This is a genomic window from Sphingomonas sp. LaA6.9 (assembly GCF_022601895.1).
Classification (GTDB): Bacteria; Pseudomonadota; Alphaproteobacteria; order Sphingomonadales; family Sphingomonadaceae; genus Sphingobium_A.
On the sequence record NZ_JAKVIO010000003.1, the window covers coordinates 98,014 to 121,582 of the forward strand.

General features: G+C 65.9%; 26 protein-coding genes. 7 read left to right on the top strand and 19 right to left on the bottom strand.

Annotation, left to right across the window (positions count from 1 at the left end; all coding sequences use genetic code 11):
- Nucleotide 1: 1 nt before the first annotated feature.
- The 19 genes from nirD to flgB form a co-directional block, all read right to left on the bottom strand.
- Nucleotides 2-340: a nitrite reductase small subunit NirD gene (gene nirD / locus MKI88_RS02695; RefSeq protein WP_241629351.1), complete on the bottom strand. Its 339-nt coding sequence runs from the start codon at nucleotides 338-340 to the stop codon at nucleotides 2-4.
- Complete coding sequence (gene nirB / locus MKI88_RS02700) at nucleotides 337-2,817, bottom strand: nitrite reductase large subunit NirB (protein ID WP_241629353.1); 2,481 nt, start codon at nucleotides 2,815-2,817, stop codon at nucleotides 337-339. Before nirB ends, nirD begins: the two co-directional genes overlap by 4 nt.
- 9 nt (nucleotides 2,818-2,826) lie before the next feature.
- On the bottom strand, nucleotides 2,827-4,020 hold the full coding sequence (locus MKI88_RS02705; RefSeq protein WP_241629356.1) for an alginate export family protein: 1,194 nt from the start codon (nucleotides 4,018-4,020) through the stop codon (nucleotides 2,827-2,829).
- Complete coding sequence (locus MKI88_RS02710) at nucleotides 4,020-5,228, bottom strand: nitrate/nitrite transporter (protein ID WP_241629357.1); 1,209 nt, start codon at nucleotides 5,226-5,228, stop codon at nucleotides 4,020-4,022. The genes MKI88_RS02705 and MKI88_RS02710 overlap by 1 nt, the downstream gene beginning before the upstream one ends.
- Nucleotides 5,229-5,513: 285 nt before the next feature.
- Nucleotides 5,514-6,713: a CmpA/NrtA family ABC transporter substrate-binding protein gene (locus MKI88_RS02715; RefSeq protein ID WP_241629359.1), complete on the bottom strand. Its 1,200-nt coding sequence runs from the start codon at nucleotides 6,711-6,713 to the stop codon at nucleotides 5,514-5,516.
- Complete coding sequence (locus MKI88_RS02720) at nucleotides 6,710-7,291, bottom strand: ANTAR domain-containing response regulator (protein WP_241629495.1); 582 nt, start codon at nucleotides 7,289-7,291, stop codon at nucleotides 6,710-6,712. The genes MKI88_RS02715 and MKI88_RS02720 overlap by 4 nt, the downstream gene beginning before the upstream one ends.
- 98 nt (nucleotides 7,292-7,389) lie before the next feature.
- Nucleotides 7,390-8,313 (bottom strand): flagellar motor protein MotB, encoded by a 924-nt coding sequence (locus MKI88_RS02725; protein WP_241629361.1) that lies wholly within the window; start codon nucleotides 8,311-8,313, stop codon nucleotides 7,390-7,392.
- Nucleotides 8,314-8,316: 3 nt separating this feature from the next.
- Entirely contained in the window at nucleotides 8,317-9,180 is an 864-nt protein-coding gene (gene motA, locus MKI88_RS02730) for a flagellar motor stator protein MotA (protein ID WP_241629363.1), read from the bottom strand.
- A 112-nt stretch (nucleotides 9,181-9,292) separates the two neighbouring features.
- A complete protein-coding gene (locus MKI88_RS02735; RefSeq protein ID WP_241629365.1) occupies nucleotides 9,293-10,135 on the bottom strand; it encodes a flagellin in 843 nt (280 codons plus the stop codon).
- 15 nt (nucleotides 10,136-10,150) lie between these two features.
- Nucleotides 10,151-11,494 (bottom strand): flagellar hook-associated protein FlgK, encoded by a 1,344-nt coding sequence (flgK, locus tag MKI88_RS02740; protein WP_241629367.1) that lies wholly within the window; start codon nucleotides 11,492-11,494, stop codon nucleotides 10,151-10,153.
- A complete protein-coding gene (locus MKI88_RS02745) occupies nucleotides 11,491-11,790 on the bottom strand; it encodes a rod-binding protein (protein WP_241629369.1) in 300 nt (99 codons plus the stop codon). The genes flgK and MKI88_RS02745 overlap by 4 nt, the downstream gene beginning before the upstream one ends.
- The gene (locus MKI88_RS02750; protein ID WP_241629371.1) at nucleotides 11,787-12,884 is read right to left on the bottom strand and encodes a flagellar basal body P-ring protein FlgI; all 1,098 of its coding nucleotides are present in this window, start codon (nucleotides 12,882-12,884) and stop codon (nucleotides 11,787-11,789) included. Before MKI88_RS02750 ends, MKI88_RS02745 begins: the two co-directional genes overlap by 4 nt.
- Before the next feature lie 17 nt (nucleotides 12,885-12,901).
- Nucleotides 12,902-13,591, bottom strand: coding sequence for a flagellar basal body L-ring protein FlgH (locus MKI88_RS02755; protein WP_241629373.1), 690 nt, complete (start codon nucleotides 13,589-13,591; stop codon nucleotides 12,902-12,904).
- On the bottom strand, nucleotides 13,572-14,360 hold the full coding sequence (flgG, locus tag MKI88_RS02760) for a flagellar basal-body rod protein FlgG (RefSeq protein ID WP_241629375.1): 789 nt from the start codon (nucleotides 14,358-14,360) through the stop codon (nucleotides 13,572-13,574). The genes MKI88_RS02755 and flgG overlap by 20 nt, the downstream gene beginning before the upstream one ends.
- Before the next feature lie 22 nt (nucleotides 14,361-14,382).
- Nucleotides 14,383-15,126, bottom strand: coding sequence for a flagellar basal body rod protein FlgF (locus tag MKI88_RS02765; RefSeq protein ID WP_241629376.1), 744 nt, complete (start codon nucleotides 15,124-15,126; stop codon nucleotides 14,383-14,385).
- 21 nt (nucleotides 15,127-15,147) lie between these two features.
- A complete protein-coding gene (locus MKI88_RS02770; protein ID WP_241629378.1) occupies nucleotides 15,148-16,455 on the bottom strand; it encodes a flagellar hook protein FlgE in 1,308 nt (435 codons plus the stop codon).
- Nucleotides 16,456-16,482: 27 nt separating this feature from the next.
- Nucleotides 16,483-17,145: a flagellar hook assembly protein FlgD gene (locus tag MKI88_RS02775; protein WP_241629380.1), complete on the bottom strand. Its 663-nt coding sequence runs from the start codon at nucleotides 17,143-17,145 to the stop codon at nucleotides 16,483-16,485.
- Nucleotides 17,142-17,543, bottom strand: coding sequence for a flagellar basal body rod protein FlgC (gene flgC / locus MKI88_RS02780; RefSeq protein WP_407073292.1), 402 nt, complete (start codon nucleotides 17,541-17,543; stop codon nucleotides 17,142-17,144). The genes MKI88_RS02775 and flgC overlap by 4 nt, the downstream gene beginning before the upstream one ends.
- A gap of 2 nt (nucleotides 17,544-17,545) precedes the next feature.
- Nucleotides 17,546-17,899, bottom strand: a complete 354-nt coding sequence (gene flgB / locus MKI88_RS02785; protein ID WP_241629384.1) for a flagellar basal body rod protein FlgB — start codon at nucleotides 17,897-17,899, stop codon at nucleotides 17,546-17,548.
- Between the two features lie 199 nt (nucleotides 17,900-18,098).
- On the opposite strand from flgB, the gene MKI88_RS02790 reads away from it, so the two are divergent.
- The 7 genes from MKI88_RS02790 (at nucleotide 18,099) to MKI88_RS02820 (ending at nucleotide 23,452) form a co-directional block, all read left to right on the top strand.
- Complete coding sequence (locus MKI88_RS02790; RefSeq protein ID WP_241629386.1) at nucleotides 18,099-18,782, top strand: MotA/TolQ/ExbB proton channel family protein; 684 nt, start codon at nucleotides 18,099-18,101, stop codon at nucleotides 18,780-18,782.
- Complete coding sequence (locus tag MKI88_RS02795) at nucleotides 18,779-19,264, top strand: flagellar motor protein MotB (protein WP_241629387.1); 486 nt, start codon at nucleotides 18,779-18,781, stop codon at nucleotides 19,262-19,264. The genes MKI88_RS02790 and MKI88_RS02795 overlap by 4 nt, the downstream gene beginning before the upstream one ends.
- Nucleotides 19,265-19,310: 46 nt before the next feature.
- Nucleotides 19,311-19,808 carry a flagella basal body P-ring formation protein FlgA gene (locus MKI88_RS02800; RefSeq protein WP_241629389.1) on the top strand — a complete coding sequence of 166 codons (498 nt, stop codon included), beginning with the start codon at nucleotides 19,311-19,313 and terminating at the stop codon, nucleotides 19,806-19,808.
- 71 nt (nucleotides 19,809-19,879) lie between these two features.
- Nucleotides 19,880-20,158, top strand: coding sequence for a flagellar biosynthesis anti-sigma factor FlgM (gene flgM, locus MKI88_RS02805; protein ID WP_241629391.1), 279 nt, complete (start codon nucleotides 19,880-19,882; stop codon nucleotides 20,156-20,158).
- Nucleotides 20,155-20,478, top strand: coding sequence for a hypothetical protein (locus tag MKI88_RS02810; RefSeq protein ID WP_241629392.1), 324 nt, complete (start codon nucleotides 20,155-20,157; stop codon nucleotides 20,476-20,478). Before flgM ends, MKI88_RS02810 begins: the two co-directional genes overlap by 4 nt.
- 196 nt (nucleotides 20,479-20,674) lie before the next feature.
- Complete coding sequence (gene flhA / locus MKI88_RS02815; protein ID WP_407073297.1) at nucleotides 20,675-22,693, top strand: flagellar biosynthesis protein FlhA; 2,019 nt, start codon at nucleotides 20,675-20,677, stop codon at nucleotides 22,691-22,693.
- A gap of 30 nt (nucleotides 22,694-22,723) precedes the next feature.
- A complete protein-coding gene (locus MKI88_RS02820) occupies nucleotides 22,724-23,452 on the top strand; it encodes a sigma-70 family RNA polymerase sigma factor (protein WP_241629396.1) in 729 nt (242 codons plus the stop codon).
- Nucleotides 23,453-23,569 lie beyond the last annotated feature (117 nt).

Here is a 23,569-nt window from a genome sequence, read left to right on the forward strand (position 1 = left end):
ATCAGGCCGCCTGCCTCAAGGTGCTCTCACGGCAGATGAGCACACGCCCGCTTCGCACCTCAACCGGAATGGTCGGCGTGCAGCCGACATCGGCGCCCTGCGCCTCACCCGTCGAAAGCGAGATCACCCAGTTGTGGAGCGGGCACGCCACGCTGTCGCCGTGGACGATACCCTGGCTGAGCGGGCCTTTCTTGTGCGGGCATTTGTTGACGAGCGCATAGACGCGATTGGCGCCCGTGCGGAACACCGCAATCTCCTCGCCACCCTCGACGGGCACCGTCCGCGCGCCGCGCAGCGGAATGTCGTCGAGCGCGCCCACGTCGAGCCAATCTCCGTTCATGCGTCTGCTCCTTCGAGTGTCGGGATGGGGCGGACCTCGGCCAGCGGCCGGTGCAAGAGGTCGCGCTCGACGCCTGCCGCGCGTTCGGCCCAGGGGTCGTCCTGCATGAACTGCTGGCTGTACCAGAAGCGCGCGGCGAGTTCGTCGCGCAGCGCCGCATCATCGACGATGCGTTCCTTCACATAGGCCAGCCCGACGCGCTCGATCCATGGTGCGGTGCGCTCGAGATAGCGCGCCTCCTCGCGGTAGAGCTGGACGAAGGCGGCGGCGTAATGCAGCGCCTCCTGCTCGGTGTCGACCTTCCCGAGAAGGTCGGTCGCGCGGACATGGATGCCGCCATTGCCGCCGACATGAAGCTCGTAGCCCGAGTCCACGCAGACAACGCCGAAGTCCTTGATTGTCGCCTCGGCGCAATTCCGCGGGCAACCCGATACCGCCATCTTGAACTTGTGCGGCATCCAGCTTCCCCAGAAGCCGCGTTCGAGCTTGACGCCGAGCCCCGTCGAATCCTGCGTGCCGAAGCGGCACCATTCGGAGCCGACGCACGTCTTCACGGTCCTGAGCGCCTTGCCATAGGCATGGCCCGAGACCATGCCCGCGGCGCCCAGGTCCGCCCAGACCGCGGGCAGATCCTCCTTTTTGATCCCGAAGATGTCGAGCCGCTGTCCGCCCGTCACCTTGACCATCGGCGCGTTATATTTCTCGACGACGTCGGCGATCGCGCGCAGCTCCTGCGGGGTGGTGAGCCCGCCCCACATCCGCGGCACGACCGAATAGGTGCCATCCTTCTGGATATTGGCGTGCATCCGCTCGTTGACGAAGCGGCTCTGCTGGTCATCGACATAGTCGCCGGGCCAGGCGCAGAGCAGATAGTAATTGAGCGCGGGGCGGCATGAGGAGCAGCCATCGGGGGTGCTCCAGTGCAGTTCCTGCATCACCTGCGGGATCGCCTTGAGCGCTTTCTCGACGATCAACTTGCGCACCTCGTCATGACCGAAGCTCGTGCACTTGCACATCGTCCTGGTTGCGCGTTCGCCCGAATAATGATGGCCGAGCGTCACCGCGAGCAGCGTCTCGACGAGGCCCGTGCACGATCCGCACGATGCCGACGCCTTGCAGGTGCCGCGCACCGCATCGAGCGTCGTGTTGCCTGCGGCGATGCAGGCGACGACCTTGCCCTTGGAAACGCCGTTGCAGCCGCAGATTTCCGCATCGTCGGAAAGCGCCGCAACGGCCAGTTTAGGGTCCGCCGCGCCCCCTCCCTGGGCGAAAGCCTGGCCGAAGATCAGCGCATCGCGGATTTCCGCGATGTCTTCGCCCTTCTTCAGCAGATCGAAATACCAGTTGCCGTCGGCGGTATCGCCATAGAGCACCGCGCCGACGATGCGGTCGTCCTTGACGATCACGCGCTTGTAGACACCGCGCGATGCGTCGCGCAGCACAATGTCTTGGGCGCCGTCGCCGCCCGAAAAATCGCCCGCGGAGAACACGTCGAGCCCCGCGACCTTCAGCTTGGTCGACGTGACCGAACCCTTGTAGCCGCTGGGCGCAGAGGTCATCCCGTCGGCGAGTGCGCGGCACATGTCCCACAAGGGAGCGACCAGGCCATAGACCTGTCCATCATGTTCCACGCACTCGCCGACGGCGAGGATGTCGGGGTCTGAAGTGACCATATGATCATCCACATGGATGCCCCGCCCGACCGAAAGCCCTGACTCTCTTGCGAGCTTCACGTTCGGGCGGATGCCCACTGCCATCACCACCAGGCTTGCCGGGATCTCGCGTCCGTCCTTGAGCCTGATGCCCTCGACTTTCCCCTCTCCAAAGATTTCAGCCGTGTCCGCGCCGGTCAGGATCGTCTGGCCGCGCGCTTCCAGTGCCGATTTGAGAAGCCATCCCGCCGCTTCGTCGAGCTGGCGTTCCATCAGCGTCTGCATCAGGTGGATGACGGTGACCTTCATACCGCGGAGCGATAATCCGTGCGCGGCCTCAAGCCCCAGCAGCCCGCCGCCGATCACCACGGCATCGCCGCCGCCATCGGCCGCGCGCAGCATCGCATCGACATCGTCCATGTCGCGGAAACTGACCACGCCGGGCAGGTCATGGCCCGGTACGGGGATGATGAAGGGATCCGAGCCGGTGCTGATCAGCAGCTTGTCGAAATCGGTCACCGCGCCCGAGGCGGCGGTCACGGTCTTCGCGTCGCGGTCGATCGCGGCCACCGCATCGCCCGCCACCAGCGTGATGCCGTTGTCCTCGTACCAGGCGGTGTCATTGATGACGATGTCGTCAAAGCTCTTCTCGCCCGCGAGCAGCGGCGAAAGCATGATGCGGTTGTAATTCACACGCGGCTCGGCGCCGAAGATCGTGATCCGGTAGCGGCCGGGATCGCGCGCAAGGATTTCCTCGACCGCGCGGCAACCGGCCATGCCGTTGCCGATCACGACGAGATGCTCGCGCTTGATGGGGTGGGTCATCTCACTTCCTCACAGGACATAATCGAACTGGAGCCAGAGCTTGCGCGTATCGGTCGCGAAATCCTCGGCATCGTAATCGGCATATTTGAGCAGCACGGCGAGCTTCTTCGCGGGCTTGAAGCCGATCTGCGCGTTCCATTCGGTGCCGTAATCCTGGTCGAGCCGATCGCTTTCGAACCTGTGCCAGGCGATCAGCAGCGACAGGCCCTTCAGCGAGGGGGCGGCATAGCCAGCGCTGGCATAAAGGTCGCGAATGCCGTTGGGGGGCGTGGTCAGGAACTTGTCGGCCCAGCCCTGAAACTTGTGGAGCGTGGCGAGTGGTGTCTGGAAGCTGGTGAACGCGGCCCCCTCGTCTGCACCGAGCTCCTCATAGCCGCCGGTCAGCGTAAAGCCCTTCACGGCAATGCCCGCCTCGCCCAGCCAGTAATCGGCGGAATAGTCGTTGGGATTGTCCTGCCAGTCGGATTGATGCGCGTAGCTGGCCAGCAGGTTGAGCTTCGCCGTCTTGCCCAGCGGGATCGCACCAGCGGCCCGCGCGCCATAGGTCTGGCTTGAGAACTGCCTTCGCCCCGCCTCGTCCTGATCGATCAGATAGCCGAAGCCGTTGATCGTCACCGGCCCCAGCTTCACCCCGGCATTGGCGAGGATGTTGTCCCCCGAAATCGACTGGATTGCGCTGTCGACGCCGAAGATCGTCCGGTCCGACCAGGCGTAGCTGAGGTCGAGCGTGACGGGGCCAAGCGCCGAGGATTCGAGCCGCACCGCGTCGAAGGTCTGTTCGTTCTGCCTCCAGCCGACGCTGCCTACGAAGCGCTGATCGTCGAGGTTGATCCGCTGGCGGCCGAGCGTCACGACGGTCTTGGGTAGCCCGCGATACTGAATCTGAAGCCGGTTGAGCTCGACATTCTCGGGATCGGCGACCATCGGGAACTGCGTGCGCCCGTTGGTGCTGCTATTGTAATCGCCGACGATCGCGAGCGTCGCTTCGCTTTCAGCGAGCAGTGCGAAATCGCCTTGCGTCAGTTCGAAGCCCGCGCGCATCCGCGCGGTCACCGCATCAGCCTCGCGGGCGATGCCCTGCTGGTCGACATTCTCGTAGCGCAGACGGGCATCGACGATCGGCTTGAATTCCGGGCCGGTCCCGGCCGCCGCCGGGGTAGCGATGCACCCGGCGGCGAGGAGGAGGGCGCTGGGCGCGCGCATCAGATCCGCGCTCCTTCGAGCGTCGCGCCCCAGGTCGCGCGCCACTTCTGCTTGACCAGTGTCAGGCTGGCCAGCGCGGCGAGCGCGAGCCCCGCGAAGATCAGGAAACCCCATTGCGGACTGCCCGTGAGCTGCTTGGCGAGGCCGAGCGAGGAGGCGAGGTAAAAGCCGCCGACGCCACCCGCGAAGCCGACCAGCCCGGTCATCACGCCGATCTCGTCGCGGAAGCGCTGCGGCACGAGCTGGAACACCGCACCATTGCCCGCGCCCAGCGCCAGCATCGCGACGACGAACAACCCGAGCGCCATCGCCACCGTCGTCGGGCCGGTGCTGATCGCGGCGAGCGTGACCGCGGCGACCGCATAGACCAGCATCAGCGTGCGTGTCCCCCCGATCCGGTCGGCGAGCGCGCCGCCCATCGGCCGGACCATCGAACCCGCGAAGACGCAGGCCGCAGTGCAATAGCCAGCGACGACCGGGGTCAGTCCGAACTGATCGGTGAAGTAGATGCTCAAGGACGCGGCGAGCCCGACGAAACCGCCGAAGGTGACGCTGTAGAAGAACATGAGCCACCAGGCGTCGGCGTGCCTGAGCGGCGCGAGATAGGCTGCAAGCGGCTTGGGCGCGGGCGCATTGGGTGCGTCCTTCGCCAGCGCCATGTAGATCACGAAGGTGATCGCAAGCGGGATTACCGCAAGACCGAGCACCGCATTCCAGCCGAACAGCTTGGCAAGGCCGGGGGCGAAGAGCGCGGCGAGCACGGTGCCCGAATTGCCCATGCCCGCGATGCCGAGTGCGGTGCCCTGATGCTCGGCGGGATACCAGCGGCTCGCAAGCGGCAGCGCCACCGCGAAGCTCGCGCCCGCAAAGCCCAGGACGATGCCGAGCGCGATCGTGCCTTCAAAGCTGTTGACGCCGAAGCTCCACGCCGTGCTTAGCCCGGCGATCACGATCAACTGCCCGATCGCGCCGGTCATCTTGGGGCCGATCCGGTCCACGAGCAGTCCGTTGACGAGCCGCAGCACCGCGCCCGCAAGCGTCGGCACGGCGACCATGAAGCCCTTTTGCGCCGCGTTCAGGCCAAGGTCCTGCGAGATGAAGGGCGCGAGCGGCCCGAGCAGAACCCACACCATGAAGGCGAGGTCGAAATAGAGAAACGCGGCAAACAATGTTGGTCGGTGGCCAGCGGCCCAGAATCCCTTGTTCATCCCAATCCTCCGCAAGCCGATACGGGCGGCAGCGCGGTCAGGCGCGCCAGTCGTTCGGGCATGAAAAAAGCCGCCTCGAAGCACGGTCGTCGGGACCGGTTCGGGCGGCGTCGTTGCCTGCTCGCGAGCACCCAATGGCGGGCTTCGCGAAAGGTCGCGCCCGCCATTGGGCGCTACCTGTTATTTCGTATCCGCACATCGTCGTCCGGATGTAAAAAAGCTGTCACGATTCGCGCTGCAGCGCAAGATGATTTTTGCGCGGTGCAGCATATTTCTGGCGAGGCGTCATCCCTGCGCCAGATACTCCTCCGCCCGGTCGGGGTCGAAACGGCGTCCATCGAAGAAACGGTCGGGACCAAGGATCAGGCGGCCGCTCACCGAGGGCGCGCCCATGGGCTGCTCGATCGCGCCCTCCACCTTGGCGCTTGCCCCCGGCAGGATCGCATCGGTGCCCGCCAGCGCGGCGCGATAGATGTCGGGCCGGAAGACCGCGGCCGCGGCCTCAAACCCTTTTGAATCCAGCGTTGCATGTCCCCAGCGGACCATCTGCGAATAGAGCCACATCGCCTGGCTGCGCCACGGGAAGTTCGCGGCTTCGCGGTGAAGCACGAGGAAGTCGGCGATCGGGGTCGGCGCCTGTCCCGCGGCCAGCACCATCTGGTTGCACAATGCGTGCTCGATAAGCGCTGCGGGCTGATCGATATAGGCGTGGCGCGCAAGCAGTTCGGCAACCCCCTTGCGCTGCACGGGGTCCGAAACCGCCTTGCCCGCGGCGTGCAGCGCGCGGATCAGCGCCGCGACCTCCTCGCCTCGCTCGTCCAGCGTCTGGCGCCGGAAGGCGAGCAGCTTCTCGACGCCACGGCTCCAGATCCGCGCGGTTGCGGCGATGATGACGCCGACCCCGCGCTCGACCGCGACGCTGTTCCACGGCTCGCCCACGCACGATCCGTCGATTTCGCCCGATGCCAGCGCATCGGCGACGAAGGGCGGCGGCACGACCACGATCTCGACATCGGTGTCGGGGTCGCAGCCCGATGCTGAAAGCCAGTAACGCAGCATGTAATTGTGGCTCGAGTAGCGATGGACCACCGCGAAGCGCAGCTTGCGTCCGGCGGCCGATTCCTTGCGCGCCACCCCGGCCAGCGCGCGCCCCGTCGCGGCGACATCGTCGATGCCCATATTTCCGATCAGCGCAGCGATCCGCCTGCTGACCGTCACTGCATTGCCGTTCAGCCCCAGCATGAAGGGCGCGCCCAGCGGCACCGCGGGCCGGTCGAGCCCAAGCGAGGTCGCGATCGCGAGCGGCGCGAGCAGATGCGCGGCGTCGGTCTGGCCATAGATCAGCCGGTCGCGCACCGTCGCCCAACTCGGGTCCCTGACCAGCTCGATCGCGATACCCTCGGCATTTGCGAGCCCGAATTCGTGCGCCACGATCGGCAATACCGAATCGACCAGCGGCAGGAAGCCGATCCTGAAGACACTCATGAATCGCCTCCCAGCAATTTGTCGGCGGTCACCAGCGCCTCGGCGATGTCCGCGATCCTGCGCCCGCTGTCCATCGCCTGCTTGCGCAGCAACGCATAGGCTGCGGGCTCGTCGATCCCGCGTCGTTTCATCAGCAGCGTTTTTGCGCGGTCGACCGTCTTGCGCTCCGCCAGCGCGGACTGCGCCTCGGCAAGCTCGGTCTGCAGGCGCGTGAACGCCTTGAAGCGCCGCACCGCAAGTTCAAGGATGGGCTTGATCCGGTCCTTGCGCATCCCGTCGACGACATAGGCGGAAATGCCCGCATCGACCGCCTCGGCGATCGACTGTTCGTCGGACTGGTCGACGAACATCGCGATCGGACGTGCCAGCGCGCGTGACAGCGCGAAGCTCTCCTCGAGCATGTCGCGCCCCGGATTCTCCAGGTTGATGAGCACGACATCGGGCGCCAGCCCCTCGAGTCGCGCGACGAGCCCGCGCCGCTCGACAAGGATCGAAATGTCGCTGAGCCCCGCTTCGCGCAGCCCTTCCTCGATCACGGCCGCACGCGCAGGGCTTTCGTCCACGATCGCGATCTTCAGCCCGGCCTCCTGTTGCAGCGCGGCAAAACTATGGAGCGGGAAGCCAAAGTCAATTGGTGAGACGATCGCGCGATTTCGTCCGCAATCGGCAGGTCGGTTTACCGTGCCGCCAGCGCCATGCCCGCACTGGCCTTCGCGCCCGCTTCGTCATATTTGAGCCAGGCGAGCGTGATCGACATGCGGCGATTGCGTGGGTCGTAGATATCCGTGGGAACGAAGGGTTCGCGGTCGGCTACGCCCTCGATCCGTGCGAAACGGTCGATCGGCACGCCATTGTCGCCCAGCGTCTGCCGCGTGGTCTCTGCGCGCGAGCTCGACAGCAGCCAGTTGTTGTCGGTGCGGCCCGATGCATAGGGAAGCGCGTCGGTGTGGCCGCGCACGATCACGTCATTGGGCACGCCTTCGATCACGGTCGCGACCTCTCCGATCAGCTTGCGCGCGTCGGGCAGCAGTGTCGCGGTACCGAGCGAGAACATCGCGAAATCGGCCTCGTCGACCAGGTCGATGCGCAGCCCCTCGCGCGTCTCGGTAAAGCGGACATTCTTCTGCAGCTTCGCAAGCCGGCGATCACGCTTCATCCGGTCAATCAGCGCTTGGCGCAGCATCATGAACCTTTTGCGATCGCGCATCTTCTGCTCGCCCGCGCCCTCCTTGTCGCCACCCGTCGCGTCCTTGGGGATGGTCAGGCTCTTGGACCCCGTCTGCGCGGCCTTGTGCGGATAATTGTCCTTGGAAACGATCGAATCGCCGCCGAACGGGCCGTTGGAACCCGCACTTTTCTGCCGCATCTCGACCAGCGTCGGCGTGAAATAGTCAGCGATGCCGCGACGCTGCTTCTCGGTGGTCGCGCCGAGGATCCAGAGCAGCATGAAGAACGCCATCATCGCGGTCACGAAGTCGGCATAGGCCACCTTCCACGCGCCGCCATGATGGCCGCCATGTCCCGCCTCGACGATCTTCTTGACGATGATCGGGCGCGGCTCGGGCTCGTTCCTGCCGCGCTTTTTGGTGTCGCTCGCCATCGCTCAGCGGCCGCGCATGCCGTCGAACACATCGGCAAAGGCCGGCTGGTTCGAATGGCTGATCCCCGAACGCGCGGCCTCGATCACCAGCGGGATCGGGTGGCCGTGGAGCGAGGCGATGATCATCTGCTTGACGACGTCGTAGATCGCGGCGTCGGCCTCGATCACCTGGCGCGCGCGATTGGCGAAGGGGTTGACCATTCCGTAAGCCAGCAGCACGCCGAGAAAGGTGCCGACGAGCGCTGATCCGATCATCGCGCCCAGCACCGCGGGCGGCTTGTCGATCGAGCCCATCGTCTTCACCACGCCGAGCACCGCCGCGACGATTCCCAGCGCGGGGAGCGCGTCGCCCAGCGTCTGGAGCTGCTCGGCGGGGCGGATCGCATCGTGGTGGTGCGTCTTGATGCCGTTGTCCATCACCTCTTCGACGGCGTGCGGGTCGAGCGTGCCCGACGAGACGACGACGAGGCGCAGCGTGTCGGTGATGAGGTGGACCAGCGTCTGGTCCTTCATCAGCTTGGGATATTGCGTGAAGATCGTCGAGGCCTGCGGCTCTTCGATGTGCGGCTCGAGCGCGACGGGGCCTTCCTGGCGCAGCAGCTTCATCAGCGTCGAGATCAGCAGGATCACGTCGAGGAAATCCTGCTTCTTGTACTTCGGGCCCTTGAAGATCTTGGTGAAGCCGCCGCCGAGTTGCTTCAGCTCCTTGCCCGAATTGCCGATGATGAGCGCGCCAGCGGCGGCGCCGCCGATGATCAGCATTTCGTGGGGGAGTGCGTGCAGCACAGCACCCAGGTCGCCGCCCGTCAGCATGAAGCCGCCGAACACCATCACCAGAAGCACGACCAGGCCGATCGCAGGAAACATGGACAACCCCCGAAGCAAGCAGAAAACCGTCGTCGGAAGCTGGCCTTCGTCGGGCTTGGCCTCCTGTAACCGTTAACGGCTCAGGAGGCGCAGATTTAAGCGCGAATTTGCATCAACCGAGCAGGTCGAACAGCGTCTTGCGGTTGATGCGGGCGAACGCCGCCTGCGCGGCTTCGAGCGTCAGCATCTGCGCGTTCATCCGCGCCACGGTTTCGGGAATGTCGGTCGCCTCGATGCCCAGCCGCTCCTCCGACAGCGCCAGCTTGGAGTTGGTCAGCCGTTCGAGCGCCGAGTCGATCAGCGTCATGCGCGCGCCTTGTTCGCTGCGCGCGTCGATGGCGCGGCCAGTAGCGTCCTGGAGCCGGGTGAGCGCGGTTGCGGTCGCTGCATTGCGCGTGGCGTCGTCGACGATCGCGAGCGCTGCGGCCGCGTCATCCATGATCGTCGCAAGGTCCGTCGCGCCGGTGCCGAAGACGCGGTCGAGCTGGAGCGTCCCGCTCAGCTCAAGGCTCTTCCCGACCGGGATCGCGAGCGGCGCGGTTAGCGGAAAGACCGCCTGACCGCGCGGATCGGTCTGCGCCATCTGTGCGCGGATATCGGCGGCAAGTCCCTGAAGCTCTATGGCATAGGCCTGACGATCTTCGGCGTTCACGGTGCCCGTGCGCGCCAGCGTGATCAGCTCGACCGAGCGCGTCGCGGCTGTAACGACGCTGTCCAGCGCGGAATCCGCGCGCGCCGCGAGCGCAGCGGCGGCGTCGGCATTGGCCGCCCATACGGCCTCGTTCGACTGTGAGCGCTGGATCTGGCCGACGCGCGCATAGCCCGCCGGGTCGTCCGACGGCGCGAGGATGCGCTTCTGGCCCGAGATCTCGACCTGCGATCGCGCGATCGCCTCGGCAAGCCGCGTCTGGCGGGCGATTTCTGCGCTGATCCGGTTGCGGCCGCCAATGATCATGGTCTCAAATCCCTGTTAGAATATCGCGAGAATGGATTGGAGCGTCTCGCGCGCGACCTGGATGATCTTGGACGAGGCGTCATAGGCTTGCTGGTAGCGGATCAGTTCGGCCGCCTCGCGGTCGAGGTCGACACCCGACACATCCTCGCGCGCGGCAAAGGCGTTGTCGCGCCGCGTCGTGAGCGCTGCATCCTGCGTCTTTGCCGAGGCGAGCTGCTGCGCCAGGATGTTGATCATGTTGGACATCCGCGCTTCGGGCCCGGTGTCGCTTCGCTGCGCCTGGAGCGCGAGCAGGTTGCCGTTCTCGGTGCCGGCGCCTGCAGCAGCAATGCCGTCGGGGTTGGTCATCACGACTTGCAGAGTCGCCGCAGTTGCGCCCGAAAGCATCGCAGCGCCCGGATTGCCCGCCTTGTCGGTGCCAGCAGCCGACCAGGCATTGAGCTGGGTGGCGAAATCGGCGGCGAGTGCGTCGAGTTCCTGCCGGCGGCCCGCAACCGCGTTTGAGGCGTCGATCAGTCCCGCCATCGATCCGGCCATCACGGGCAGGGGATCGGTGCTGCCCTCGGCGGTAATCATCAGCGAAAGCCGGCCGTCGACGGCGGTCTGGAGCATGACGATGCCCGCATCGGGACCGGCGACCAGATTGGGTGTCGTCGTACCGCGCGCGCGCACCGTCGCCTCGCCCTTGGCGCTGATCTCATAGTCGATCTGGATCTTGGTCGAGAGGCTGTCGAGCAGCCGGTCGCGCTCGTCCTCAAGGCTCGCGCGTCCCGAGCCACCGGGCTGCGATCGCGCGATCGCGACGTTGACATCGGCCAGTGCCTTGAGTTCGTTGTTTACCGCCGCGACCGATGTCTGCGCCTCGGTCGCGATACCTTCGGCGGCACGCGCCAGACCGTCTGCACTGGTATGGAAGGCGTTGGCGACATCCTGCAGCGCCGCGAGCATCGCGCGCCGCGGCGCCGCGCCGCCCGGATCACCTGCTAGTGCGTCGGCGGCGTTGTAAAAAGCGGTCAGCCTCTGACCGATACCCGCAGGACCATCGTCGAGCGCAACCTCGGTTGCGCTCAGCCAGCGCAGCCGCGTTTGGGACTGCGCCGAATCTGAATTGCTGAGCCGTGCGTCGGCGGCGCGAAACGCGTCCCAGCTTCGCTCGATCGAGGTGACGCGCACGCCACCCACGGTGAACTTGTCGTTGTAGAAGGGCTGGCCCGCACCGAGGATCCCCGTTTCGCGCAGCTTGATGTCGCGGCGCGAATAGCCCTCGCTCTGCGCATTGGCGACATTGTCGCCGACCGTCGTCAGCGCGTTGCGATAGACCGACACGCCCATCGCGCCGATGCGCAGCAGATCGCTCATTTCGCGGCTCCCTCATCCCCGGGCAAATGCTTGCCGAGCTGCCCGATCAGCATCTCGGCGATACCGAACGCGCCCTTTTCAGCCATCGAGTCGGCCAGTCGCGCATCGGACATTTCGCGGAACTGGCTGGTCGCCTCGCTCCCGAACAGGTCGTCGCCAAAGCTCGCCTGACGCATCGATCCGATCATCTGGCGCAGGAAAACGGCTTCGAAGGCCTGCGCGGCCTTTTTCAGCTCGGCACGCTGCTGCGTGGCGGCGGACGGGCGCGCGCCTGTCGAGGCGATGGGCGTCGTCACAGGATCACCAGCTCCGCCTTCATCGCGCCCGCCTGCTTCAAGGCCTCGAGGATGGCGACGAGATCGGCGGGAGAGGCACCGATGGCATTGACCGTCTTGACGATGTCCGCAAGCGAAGCGGTTTCCTGCACCTGGAACATCGGGCGCATCTCTTCCTCCACGGTGATGTCGCTCGAAGGCTCGAGCGCGGTCTGTCCGCGCGAGAAGGGCGCGGGCTGGACGACCGTCGGGTTCTCGTCGACGCGGACGGTGAGCTTGCCGTGGCTGACCGCCGCGGGGCGGATGCGGACCGCTCCGTTGATGACGACCGTGCCCGTGCGCGCATTGACGATCACGCGCGCGGGTGCCTGTGCCGGATCGACATCGAGATTTTCGATCTGGCTCATCAGCATCGTGCGCGCCTCAACGCCCTGCGGCGCGTCGATCGCGATCGAGACCGCGTCTACCGCGCGTGCGCGGCCCATGCCGAGCGAGCCATTGATCGCCGCGGCAACGCGCAGCGCAGTGGTCACATCGGCTTCGGCCAGGTTGAAGGTGAGGTGGGGGGTCGTGCCGAAGCCCGTATCGACCGCCTGCTCGATCGTCGCGCCCGAGGGGATGCGGCCCGCCGAGGGCACATTGACCGACAGCTTGGACCCGTCCTGCGCGTTCACGCCGAGGCCGCCCACCGCAAGGCTGCCCTGTGCCATGGCATAGATCTGGCCGTCCGCACCGCGCAGCGGCGTCATGATCAGCGTGCCGCCGCGCAGCGACTTCGCCTTGCCCAGCGCCGAGACGGTGACGTCGAGCCGCTGGCCCGGCTTGGCCATGGCGGGAAGCTCGGCGGTGATCATGACCGCGGCGCTGTTCTTGAGCTGCGGGTTCACGCCCGGCGGCAGCGTCAGGCCGAAGCGCGCCGTAACGCCCTTCATGCCTTGCGTCGCATATTCGAGGCTGTCGTCGCCCGTTCCCGCAAGCCCGACGACGATGCCATAGCCGATGACCTGGTTGGCGCGCAGGCCCTGGAACTGGCCGAGATCCTTTACGCGCTCTGCCTGTGCGGGCGAAGCTGCAAGGCCGAGGAGAAGGGCGGCGAAGGTGAAAAGGCGCTTCATCGATCGGATCCCCATGCTCAGAACGGGCTGAATCTGGAGAAGAACCGCTGCAGCCAGCCTTGTTGGCTGGCGCGGGCGACTTCCCCCTTGCCGGTATAGTTGATGCGCGCATCGGCGACGCGCGTCGAAAGCACGCGGTTGTCGGCGCTGATGTCCGTCGGCCGGACCAGCCCCGAAAACTGCACAAATTCGTCGCCCCGGTTCAGCCGCACAAGCTTTTCCCCGCGCACCAGCATGGTTCCGTTGGGGTAGACCTCCGCAACCGTCACGCTGATCTCCCCCTGGAGCGCGTTCGACTGGGTGGCCTGCCCCTTACCATTGAACGTCATGTTGCCGCCCATATTAACATCGGAGGGCTCAAAAAATGACAGCGGCCCCGTCGTGGGCGGGGTGAGGCCGATCTCGCCCGAGCGGTCGCCGCTCTGCGTGGCGCTCTTGGAGGCGAGCGTGCGCTCGACCAGCGCGATCGTCAGAACGTCTCCCACCATCGCGGCGCGCGTACCGCTGGTGAGCGGGGCGTAACCCTGCGACGCCTGGAAGATCGAACCGTTGGCAACCGGCGCCGCGACGGGCGCGGGCGCATAGCTCGGCGCATATTCGGACACGCGATCCTTCTTGCGCGCCTCGGCGGCGTTGATGAACAGCACAGTGGCGAGACCGGTGACGAGCGCCACCGCTGCGCGGCGGCTAGAGCGTCTGGTTGGCATTGCGCAGCATCTCGTCGGTGGCCGAGATCATCTTGGAGTTGATCTCATAGGCGCGTTGCGTCTCGATCATGTCGACCAGTTCCTCGACGATGTTGACGTTGGAACCCTCGAGCGAACCCTGGCGCAGCGAACCGCGACCATCGAGGCCGGGCTGGCCGACCTGCGGCGCGCCCGAAGCCTGCGTCTCGATCAGCAGGTTGTTGCCGATCGACTGGAGGCCCATGGGGTTGACGAAGCGCGCGGTCTCGATCCGCCCCAGTTCGGTGGACTCGGTTTCGCCCGCCACCTTGACCGATACGGTGCCGTCCTGGCCGATCGTCACCGATTCAGCACCTTCGGGCACCTGGATCTGCGGCACCAGCGGCATGCCGTCGCCGGTCACGATCTGGCCCTCGGGCGAAAGCGTGAAGTCTCCGGCGCGCGTATAGGCGGTGCGGCCGTCAGGCATCTCGATCTGGAAATAGCCGCCGCCCTCGATGGCGAGATCGTAGCTGTTGCCCGTCGTCTGGAGCGAACCCTGGGTATCGATCCGCGAGGTTCCCGTCATCTGCACGCCCGTTCCCAGCGAAAGGCCCGTCGCGTAGCGATTGTCGCCCGATGAGGGCGCGCCCGGTGCGGTCAGGATCTGGTAGGTGAGCGTCTCGAAGCTGGCGCGATCGCGCTTGAACCCCGTGGTGTTCACGTTGGCGAGGTTGTTGGCGATCACGCGCATGCGGTTGTTCTGCGCGTCGAGCCCGGTGCGGGCGACATGGAGAGCGGTGTTGGACATGGGTCTTCAGTCTCCGTGAAAATCAGGAAGGCAGGCGCATCAGATCGGCCGACGCCGTATCGAGATCGCGCGCGGTGGTGAGCAGCTTCATCTGCGTGTCCCAGGCGCGGCTTGCCTCGATCATGTCGACAAGCGCCTGGCTGGTGTTGACGTTGGATGCCTCGAGGCTGCCCGCGATCACGCGTCCCTCGGGATCGGCGGGCAAGGTGCCGCCGCCGCGAACGCGGAACAGGCCGTCCAGACCCTTCAGAACGTCCGAACCCGTGGGCGATGCGATCTTGAGGCGATCGGCCCGCTGGGGCTGTGTGGGGTCGCCACCAGCGGGCACGATCCATACCGTTCCGTCCTTGTCGATGCGGACATCGTCGGCCGGCGGCAATGTGACGGGGCCGCCTTCGCCGAGCACGGGAAGTCCGTCACCCGTTGTCAGCAGCCCCGATTCGGTGAGTTGCAGGTCCCCGCGTCGGGTATAGGCTTCCTCGCCATTCTTCGCCTGCACCCCCAGCATCGCGTCGCCCTCGAGCGCAATGTCGAGCGCGCGACCGGTCTCGGAAATCACCCCCGCGCTCATGTCGGCCGCGACGACTTCCTCCGACGAAGCGACGCGCGCGTCGTAGCCGGGACCATCGACCCAGAGTGGGCGCGCATTCGCCAGTTCCTTGCGAAAGCCCGTGGTGCTGGCGTTCGCAAGGTTGTTGGCGGTCGTCGCCTGGCGCGCCATCGCGCCGCGCATTGCGGTGAGCGAAGTGTAGATCAGACGGTCCATGGCCCAGCCCTCCGACTATTCTCAGGTCCGGATGTTGACGATGGCTTGTGTCATCGTGTTGGCGGTCTCGATGGCTTTCGCGTTCGCCTGGAAGTTGCGCTGCGCCGCGATGAGCTGGACGAGCTCCTCGGTGATGTCGACATTGGCCTGTTCGAGCGCACCCGACTGGATCACGCCGAAACCGTCCTTGCCCGCTTCGCCGATCGTGGCGTCGCCCGACTTGCCCGTGATGCCCCAGCTCGCATCGCCGAACTGACGAAGCCCCGAAGGGTTGGCGAAGGCCGCCATCACGACCTTGCCCAGCGGGATCGTGTCGCCGTTGGAGAAGGTCGCGGTGACGAGGCCGTCGCTGCCGACCGAGACATTGTCGAGCTTGCCTGCGGCGACACCGTTCTGGTCGAACGCGGTGGGCACGAAGGGGCCGCCCGCCTGCGTGGTGGCGGTGCCGAAGTCGACGGTGAAGTTGAGCGGCTGCGCGGCGCCCGAGGGCTGTGCGCTCGCAAAGGTCGTCGGGCCCGCGGGCGCGGTCAGCGTACCCGCGGCGTCGAAGGTGAGCTGCAGCGGAACCGCGGGGCTCGTCTGCGCCGGATTCGACGAAACCTCCTGGTTGCCGACGAACAGATGCGCTTCCCAGGTGCTGTCGGTCACCGCGCCGCCGGGGGCACCCGTGCGGACATAATAGACCGTTGCGGCAAGCGCGTTGCCCGCGGCGTCATAAACGGTCGCTGCGGTCGAATAATTGTAGCTGTTGGGATCGGTGCGATCGAACGCATAGGGGTTCGCGGCATTATAGACCGGCCGGCTGGCGGGAAGATCTGCGTTCTGCGGCAGCGTGACCGAGATGTCGATCGCGCTCGTCGAGATCGACGCGCCCGAGGTCTGCGGGATCTGCAGGTTGCGCGTGGCCGAAATGCCCGTGGCGGTCACATTGCCCTCGGTGTCGACGGGCAACACCTGGAGATACGCGCCGCGCGAGTCACGGACATAGCGCTCGGGATCGATACCGAAAGCGCCATTGCGAGTGAAGCTCATCCGGCCACCGGTCAGCTCTCCGCGCGTCATGAAGAAGCCTTCGCCGCTGATCGCGATGTCGAGCGCGCGTTCCGAAGCCTGGAAGCCGCCCTGGCCGAACTGCTGCGTGATGCTCTTCAGCCGCGTGCCCTGACCCGCGACATTGCCCGACGACATCGGCGATGCCGACATCAGATCGCCGAATTCGGTGCGGCTCTTCTTGAAGCCGACGGTGCCGACATTGGCGATATTGTTGGAGACGACCGCGAGTTCGGTCTGCGCGCCCTTGAGGCCGGAAAGCGAGGTGTAGAAGGACATGGCGTGTGTTCCTTTTCTGGAATTGCGTCAGCCGAGACGTACGGCGTCGTCGGGCGAAAGAAGGCCAAGCGGGGTGACGAGGCGCGTCGAGGCGCCGCCCGCGGGGGACTGAACCCCAGTGATCTGCGTCCATGTGCCGATCGCGGCATCGACATCGCCCTTCGCGCCCGTCGCGTTGACTACGACGCGCAACGGGCCGGCAACTGCATTGCCCTCGGCATCCTTGCCGTCCCACGCGAAGGAGGTGGTGCCCGCCTTCTGGTTCTCGAAGGTGGCGTTGTGGACGACCTGGCCATTGGCATCGACCAGGCTGACGATCACGTTCGACGCATCCTCGGGCAGCGCGACTTCGCCGCGATAGCTGCCATCCGAAAGCGGGGTTGCCTGATCGGTCTCGACCAGCGCGTTCTTGCCGATCCAGCTTGCCGCGCTGCCGAGCCGCGAGGCCTGAAGATCCTGCGCGATCGCGCCGAGGCTCTTGTTCATCTCGGCGATGCCCGCGACGCTCGAGAATTGCGCCATCTGCGCAACCATCTGCGTGTTGTCGACGGGATTGAAGGGGTCCTGCGTCTTGAGCTGCGTCGTCATCAGCTTCAGAAACGCGGTCTGGTCGAGCGTGTTGTTGTGCGTCGCGCCCGGCGGCTGCTCGAGCGCGAGATTGCTGAAGGTCGAACCGTTGACTGTCGTCATTTGCCCATCCTGATCGTGTCGAGAGTGAGGGTCTTGGCGGTCTGGAGGACCTGGACCACATTCTGGTACTGGCGCGCGGTCTCGATCATCTCGACGAGCTCTGCCGCGCTGTCGACGCCGGCTTCCCAGACGTCGCCATTGGCATCGGCGAGCGGATGATCGGGCGCGTGGCGCTTTGTCGGTTCGACCTGCGAGTTCACCACCTGTTTCACGCGCACGGTGGCGGCATCGCCGTCGCGCACCGTCTCGAAGACGGGTTTGAGCGAGCGGAACGCGGTTTCCTTGCTGCCCGAAACCGAACCCGCATTGGCGAGGTTGGAGGCGGTGGTGTTCAACCGCACCATCTGCGCGGCCATCGCGCGGCCGGCGATGTCATAGACCGAAAGCGGACCCGCCATTGTCATTCTCCCCTGATCGCGGTCATCAGCGTGCCGATCCGCCCTTCGAGGAAGGAGAGGGTGGTGCGGTAGCGCACTGCGTTCTCGGCAAACATCGTCTGCTCGGTGCCGAGCTCGACGGTATTGCCGTCCATCGATCCTTCCATCGGGATCCGGTAGCCCATCGCGTCTTCGGCGGCGGCGTCGAGCGCCATGCCGTCCTGCGCCTTTGTCAGCGCCTGGGTGAAGTCGATGTCGCGCGCCTTGTAATTGGGCGTCGCGGCGTTCGCGATGTTGGACGCGAGCAGGGTGAGGCGCTGGCTGCGCAGCCGAAGCGCGTCGCCATGCACACCGAAAATATCCTGCGTCGTCGTCATTTGCGGCCCCCCGCTTAAAGCTCTGTCCGCTCCGCCGTTATGATTGGCAGGAGCAGTCGCGCCCAATGGTCGCAAGTGCCGTGCCAGAAATGGTAAATGCACGCATTTCCGGGGGGATGTCCGGGGCTGCAAAGCCTGTGCGGCAAGCAATTGCCGGGGGCGGCAAATTTTTGCCGGTCATTGCCGGCAAGGGGTGGATATGGCGATTTTCGAAAGGCTTGCGCTCTATTTCGACCCTGTCGCCTTCCTGCTTGTTATAGGCGGTTCGCTGCTGCTTGCGGTGTTCAGGTCGCAAAAAAATGATGTCGGACGCGCGATCGCCGCGCTGGTGCCGCTGCTGCGCGCCAATCCCGCCGCCGACAGCGATGCCGCGATGCGCGCGGTGCGCGCGATGGAACGTATCGCCCAGACGCGCAGCATCCGCTGCACCGATCGCGTCCAGACCGCCGAACGCTTCCTGATGCTCGCAGGCCGCCGGCTTTCCGACGCAGCGAGCGCCGAGGATTTCACGCGCTGGGCCGAAGAGGAGCTCGAGGATCGCGAGCGTCGTCATCGCGGTGCGATCGATTTCTGGAATGCGGTGGCGGACAGCGCGCCGGGCATGGGTATGGTCGGTACGATCATCGGTCTTGTCGGCATGTTCGCGGCGATGAACGACGCCGATCGCATCGGCCCGGCAATGGCGCTGGCGATGCTGACGACCCTTTATGGCATCGTGCTGTCCTATCTGGTGGCGGGGCCGATCGCGCGCCGTCTCGAACGACTTTCGGGGCTCGAGCACGACTGGCAGCGTCGCGCGCTCGCTCATCTCGGCTATCTCGCGCATAACGAACTGGGCGAGCCGCTCAGGCCGCGCGTACCGCGCCGTTCGCGTGCCGCATGATGCGCGCTTCCGACCAGACGCGGTGGCTGCTGAGTTTCGCGGACCTCGTCCTGTTGCTGCTCGCCTTTTTCGTGCTGCTCCATGCACAGAGCATCAATCCCGATGCGGTGGTCGAAAGCATCGGTGAGGCCTTTTCGACAGAGGCGCGGCCAGCGACGATCGAGCGTCGGATTGTGGCCGACGAGATCTTCAACCGTGGCGAAGCGGTGCTCAGGCCTGACGCACGCGTGGCCTTTGAGGGCTTTGCGCGAAGCTGGGCGAGGCGCCGCGGCACTGTCTCGATCACCAGCATCGGCCGTGCGGACGATTCCGCGCGCTTCGACGGCTGGGAACTAGCCGCCGCGCGCGCCGCCGCGCTCGGCCGGCTTATCCGCAACGCGGGCATGGATCCGCAGGCGATCCAGATCGTGATGCCGCCAAGCCGCGGCCGCGAAGGGCTGGGTGGGCAGCGGCTTGTGCTGCGTTTCACGCCGGCGCGCTGAATCTGGCGCGGTACTTGCTACACATGGCGCGAAAGGGTTTTTCGCCATGACGATGACGGTTTTCCGACACCTGATGCTGACCGCCGCATTTGCGGCGCCTGCAGCCGTCCAGGCGCAGGCGTTTCAGAATGTCGACCAGCTCGAAACCGCGCTCGTCGCGGCGCTTGGCGCGGGCGTCGGCGAACCTGGCGGCCCTGCCGCGCCGATCGACCGCCGCCTGAAGCTCGCGCAATGCCCGCAGGCGCCGGTCTTCGATGCACCCATGCTGGGTGCAGTCGCGGTTCGCTGCGTGTCGCTCGGCTGGCGGATCCGCGTGCCGCTGGCACGCGGCCTTTCGGCATCGGCGGTGCGCGAGGAACCCGTGATCCGCAAGGGCGATCCCGTCGAGCTGATCGCGGGGGGCCGTTACTTTGAAGTCAGTACCCAGGCGGTCGCCGAACAGGACGGTGCGCCGGGCGCGCGGATCCGCGTGCGATCGGCGCCAAAGGCTGCGCCGGTCTTCGCCGAAGTGGTGCGCGCGGGCGTTGTTCGCATTGCCGATTAAAGTTGTCCCGTTAATTGCCGTTAAGAGCTTCAAGAGGGCAACAGGCCCGCTGAAAAGCGAAGGATAAGACGATGATCAAGGGCGTGGGGCTTGGGCCCGCCAGCAGGATCGATCCGGTCCGCACCAAGGCTGCCGAACAGGGTGGCACGACGCCCGCAGGCGTTGCGCCCAAACCGCGCGCCTCCGCCGAGACCGCGCTGTCGCAGATGCTTGCGGACGGCCCTCCGGTCGACAGCGATCGCGTTGCCGAACTGCGCGCGAAGATCGCCGACGGCAGCTACAGCATCGATCCACGCGCGATTGCCGAAAAGATGATCGCGCTCGACCTCGGTTCCAGGGACGACGCGTGACCGTAGAACTCGAGGACATGGTTGATGGCATCGAGCGGCTTATCGCCGCGCTCGATGGCCGCGATCCGCAGGCGATTGAACTCGCCAACTCCGCGTTGACGCTTGCGATCGGCCGGTTGCGGGGGCTGGGCGGCTGGCGCGACGACCGCGCCGGGCTCGCCATGCTCGATCACGCGCTCGGGCTTGCCGAGGCGGCGCGCGTGCGCGTCAACCTGCTTGGTGACATGACGCAGCGCCAGCTCGACTTGCTCGGGCAAGCGCGCGCTGAAGCGCAGGAATCGAAGGTTTACGGCCGCAAGGGACGCCGCAGCCGCGCCTGAGACTCAGGTGCCGCGCTTGGCACGCTAATTGCTGGACACCCCATGTACCATGTGGAGGTGTCATGTTTCCGACAGTCGACCAAGTCACCGAAATCGTCCGGATTTTCCGGAGGTGAATCCGGTGAACCTGAAGATCTGGGGCGATGCCGGGCGCGGTGCCATCTTCCCGCTCGCCACATTGCTGATCGTCGGCCTGATGGTCGTCCCGATCCCCGCGGTGATCCTCGACATCGGCTTCATCACCAATATCGTGATCTCGCTGGCGGTGCTGATGGTGGCATTGAACGCCGCCAAGCCGCTTGATTTCTCCGCCTTTCCCACAGTTTTGCTGTTCGCGACGCTGCTGAGGCTGTCGCTCAACGTCGCTTCGACGCGCGTGGTGCTCGTCAGCGGGCATGAAGGCCCCGACGCTGCCGGCCACGTGATCGAGGCGTTCGGCAGCTTCCTGATCGGCGGCGACTATGCCGTCGGCATCTTCGTCTTCGCGATCCTGATGATCATCAACCTGGTGGTCATCACCAAGGGCGCAGGCCGCGTCTCCGAAGTTTCGGCGCGCTTCACGCTCGACGCGCTGCCCGGCAAGCAGATGGCGATCGACGCCGACCTCAACGCTGGCCTGCTGACCCCCGACGAAGCCAAGGCGCGTCGTCAGGAAGTCGCGACCGAGGCCGATTTCTATGGCTCCATGGACGGCGCCTCCAAGTTCGTGAAGGGCGATGCAGTTGCGGGCGTCCTCATTCTCGTCATCAACATCCTCGGCGGGCTTGTGCTCGGCGTGGTCAGCCATGGGCTCTCGGTCGGCCAGGCTGCCGAAACCTATATTCTGCTCGCGATCGGCGATGCGCTGGTGGCGCAGGTGCCCGCCTTGCTGCTCTCGATTGCGGCGGCGGCGATCGTCACGCGGGTGTCTTCACCCTTCGACCTGTCGGGCCAGATCACGAGCCAGTTCGGCGACCGTCGCGCCTGGGTGCCCGTCGCCGCGATCCTGGCGCTGCTCGGCGTCGTGCCCGGCATGCCGCATTTCATGATGCTCTCGGCGGCCGCGATCTGCGCTTTCATCGCCTGGCGGCTGAAGGGTAAGGACGACGCTGAGGGCGAAGCCGCGCAGGTCCAGGAATTGACCGCCGCACCGCAGCCAGCTGCGATCGAATGGGACGAGGTCAGCGATGCCGCGCCGCTCGGCCTCGAAATCGGCTATGGGCTGGTCAGCCTGGTCGACGAGCGCAAGGGCGCTCCGCTGATGGGCCGCATCACGGGCATCCGCCGCCAGCTTTCTCGTGAACTCGGCTTTGTCGTGCCGCTCGTGCGCGTGCGCGACAATCTTTCGCTCGCGCCCAACAGCTACCGCATCACCGTGGCTGGGGCAGTGATGGGCGAGGACGAGATCTGGCCCGAGGATCTGCTCGCGCTCGATGGCGGCGATGTCGAATTTCGTATCGAGGGGCGTGCCGTCACTGATCCCACCTTCGGTCTCGATGCGCTCTGGATCGGCGCCGAGCAGCGCAACGACGCGATCGTCGCGGGCTACACCGTTGTCGACCCCGCGACCGTCATCGCGACACACCTCAACCAGCTCGTGCTCAATCATGCCGCCGACCTGTTCGGGCTCGACGAAGCCGAAAAGCTGCTTGCGGCGCTGAAGGAAAGCGCGCCGCAACTCGTCGGCGGGCTGACCCCGCAGCCGTTGTCGCTGGCCGACATCACCGCGATGTGTCGCGCGCTGCTCATGGAAGGCGTCTCGCTCAAGGACTTCCGCCGCATTGCCGAAGCGATGGTCGATGCGATGCGCGACAATCCCGACCTGGCCATGCTCGAGGAAAATGTCCGCAGCCGCATTGGCCCCATCATCATCCAAGGCATCGTCCCCATAAAGATGCCGCTCCCCGTCATCACGCTCGACGCCGAACTCGAAGGGCTGCTCGCACAGGCGATCCGCTCGGGGCCTAATGCCTCGCATCCCTTCGATCCCGCACTCTCGACGCGGATCATCGAATCGGTCACCCAGGCCGCCGCACCGCTCGTGGGGGCCGCGCGCTCATTCGCGATCGTCACCTCGCCGCTCGCGCGCCGCGCGCTCTCGAAGCTGCTGCGGCCGCACCTGCCCGATACGCCGGTGATCTCCTTCCTCGAAATTCCCGACGACAAGCCCGTCGAGGTGGTTGCGGTGATCGGCCGCGATGCGCGCAACGTCGCGATCGGCGAGGCCGTCCAATGATGTCTGAAATGCACGCGATGGAGACGCGCCATGTCCGCTAGCCTTGCGGTTTCCTCTCCCGTCTATGGGCGCAATCCCGCGCAGAAGGATGCGCAGGCGCTGATCCGCGCGCATATGCCGCTGGTCCGCAAGATAGCCTGGCACGTCCATGGCCGCGTCGCCTCGGCGATCGACATCGAGGATCTTGCGCAGATCGGCATGGTCGCGCTGGTCGAGGCCGCCAATGCCTATGAGGATCGCGGCCACGCCTTTGGTACCTATGCCTCGATGCGCATCCGCGGCGCGATGATCGACAAGCTGCGCGCGCAGGCAAGCATCTGTCGCTCGGCGATGGGGCGCAGGCGCGAGCTTGCGGCTGTTCGCGCAAGGCTGGAAAACCAGCTTGGTCGCCGGGCCGACGAGGGCGAAATGGCAGGGGCCATGGGACTCGACGCTGCGGCCTATCGCGCGGTGGTCGACGGTTCGGAAGCCACCATCCATGAATCGCTGGACGATCTCTACTCGGACCATTCGATGTGGTTCGCCGATGTCGAGGAGCGCGCCGACGACGCGCTTGAGCGCGAGGCGCTGCGCGATGCGATCGAGCACGGTATCAAGGGGCTGCCCGAGCGCGAGGCGATGATCCTTCAGCTCTATTTTGTCGAGGAACTGAACCTCGAGGAAATCGCGCAGGTGCTCGGCGTCTCTGGCGCGCGCGTCTGTCAGATCAAGAAGGCCGCGCTCGACAAGCTGCGCGCGCACCTCGCCGACTGGGACTGATCCCCAGGCGCAATCGAACTGTCGCAATTAAGCGTCGGCGCACCAGCATCCATTGGGACGCGCTGAAAGGAAAAGGCCTCGCCAATCGGCGGGGCCTTTTTCCTAGGGCAAATGAAA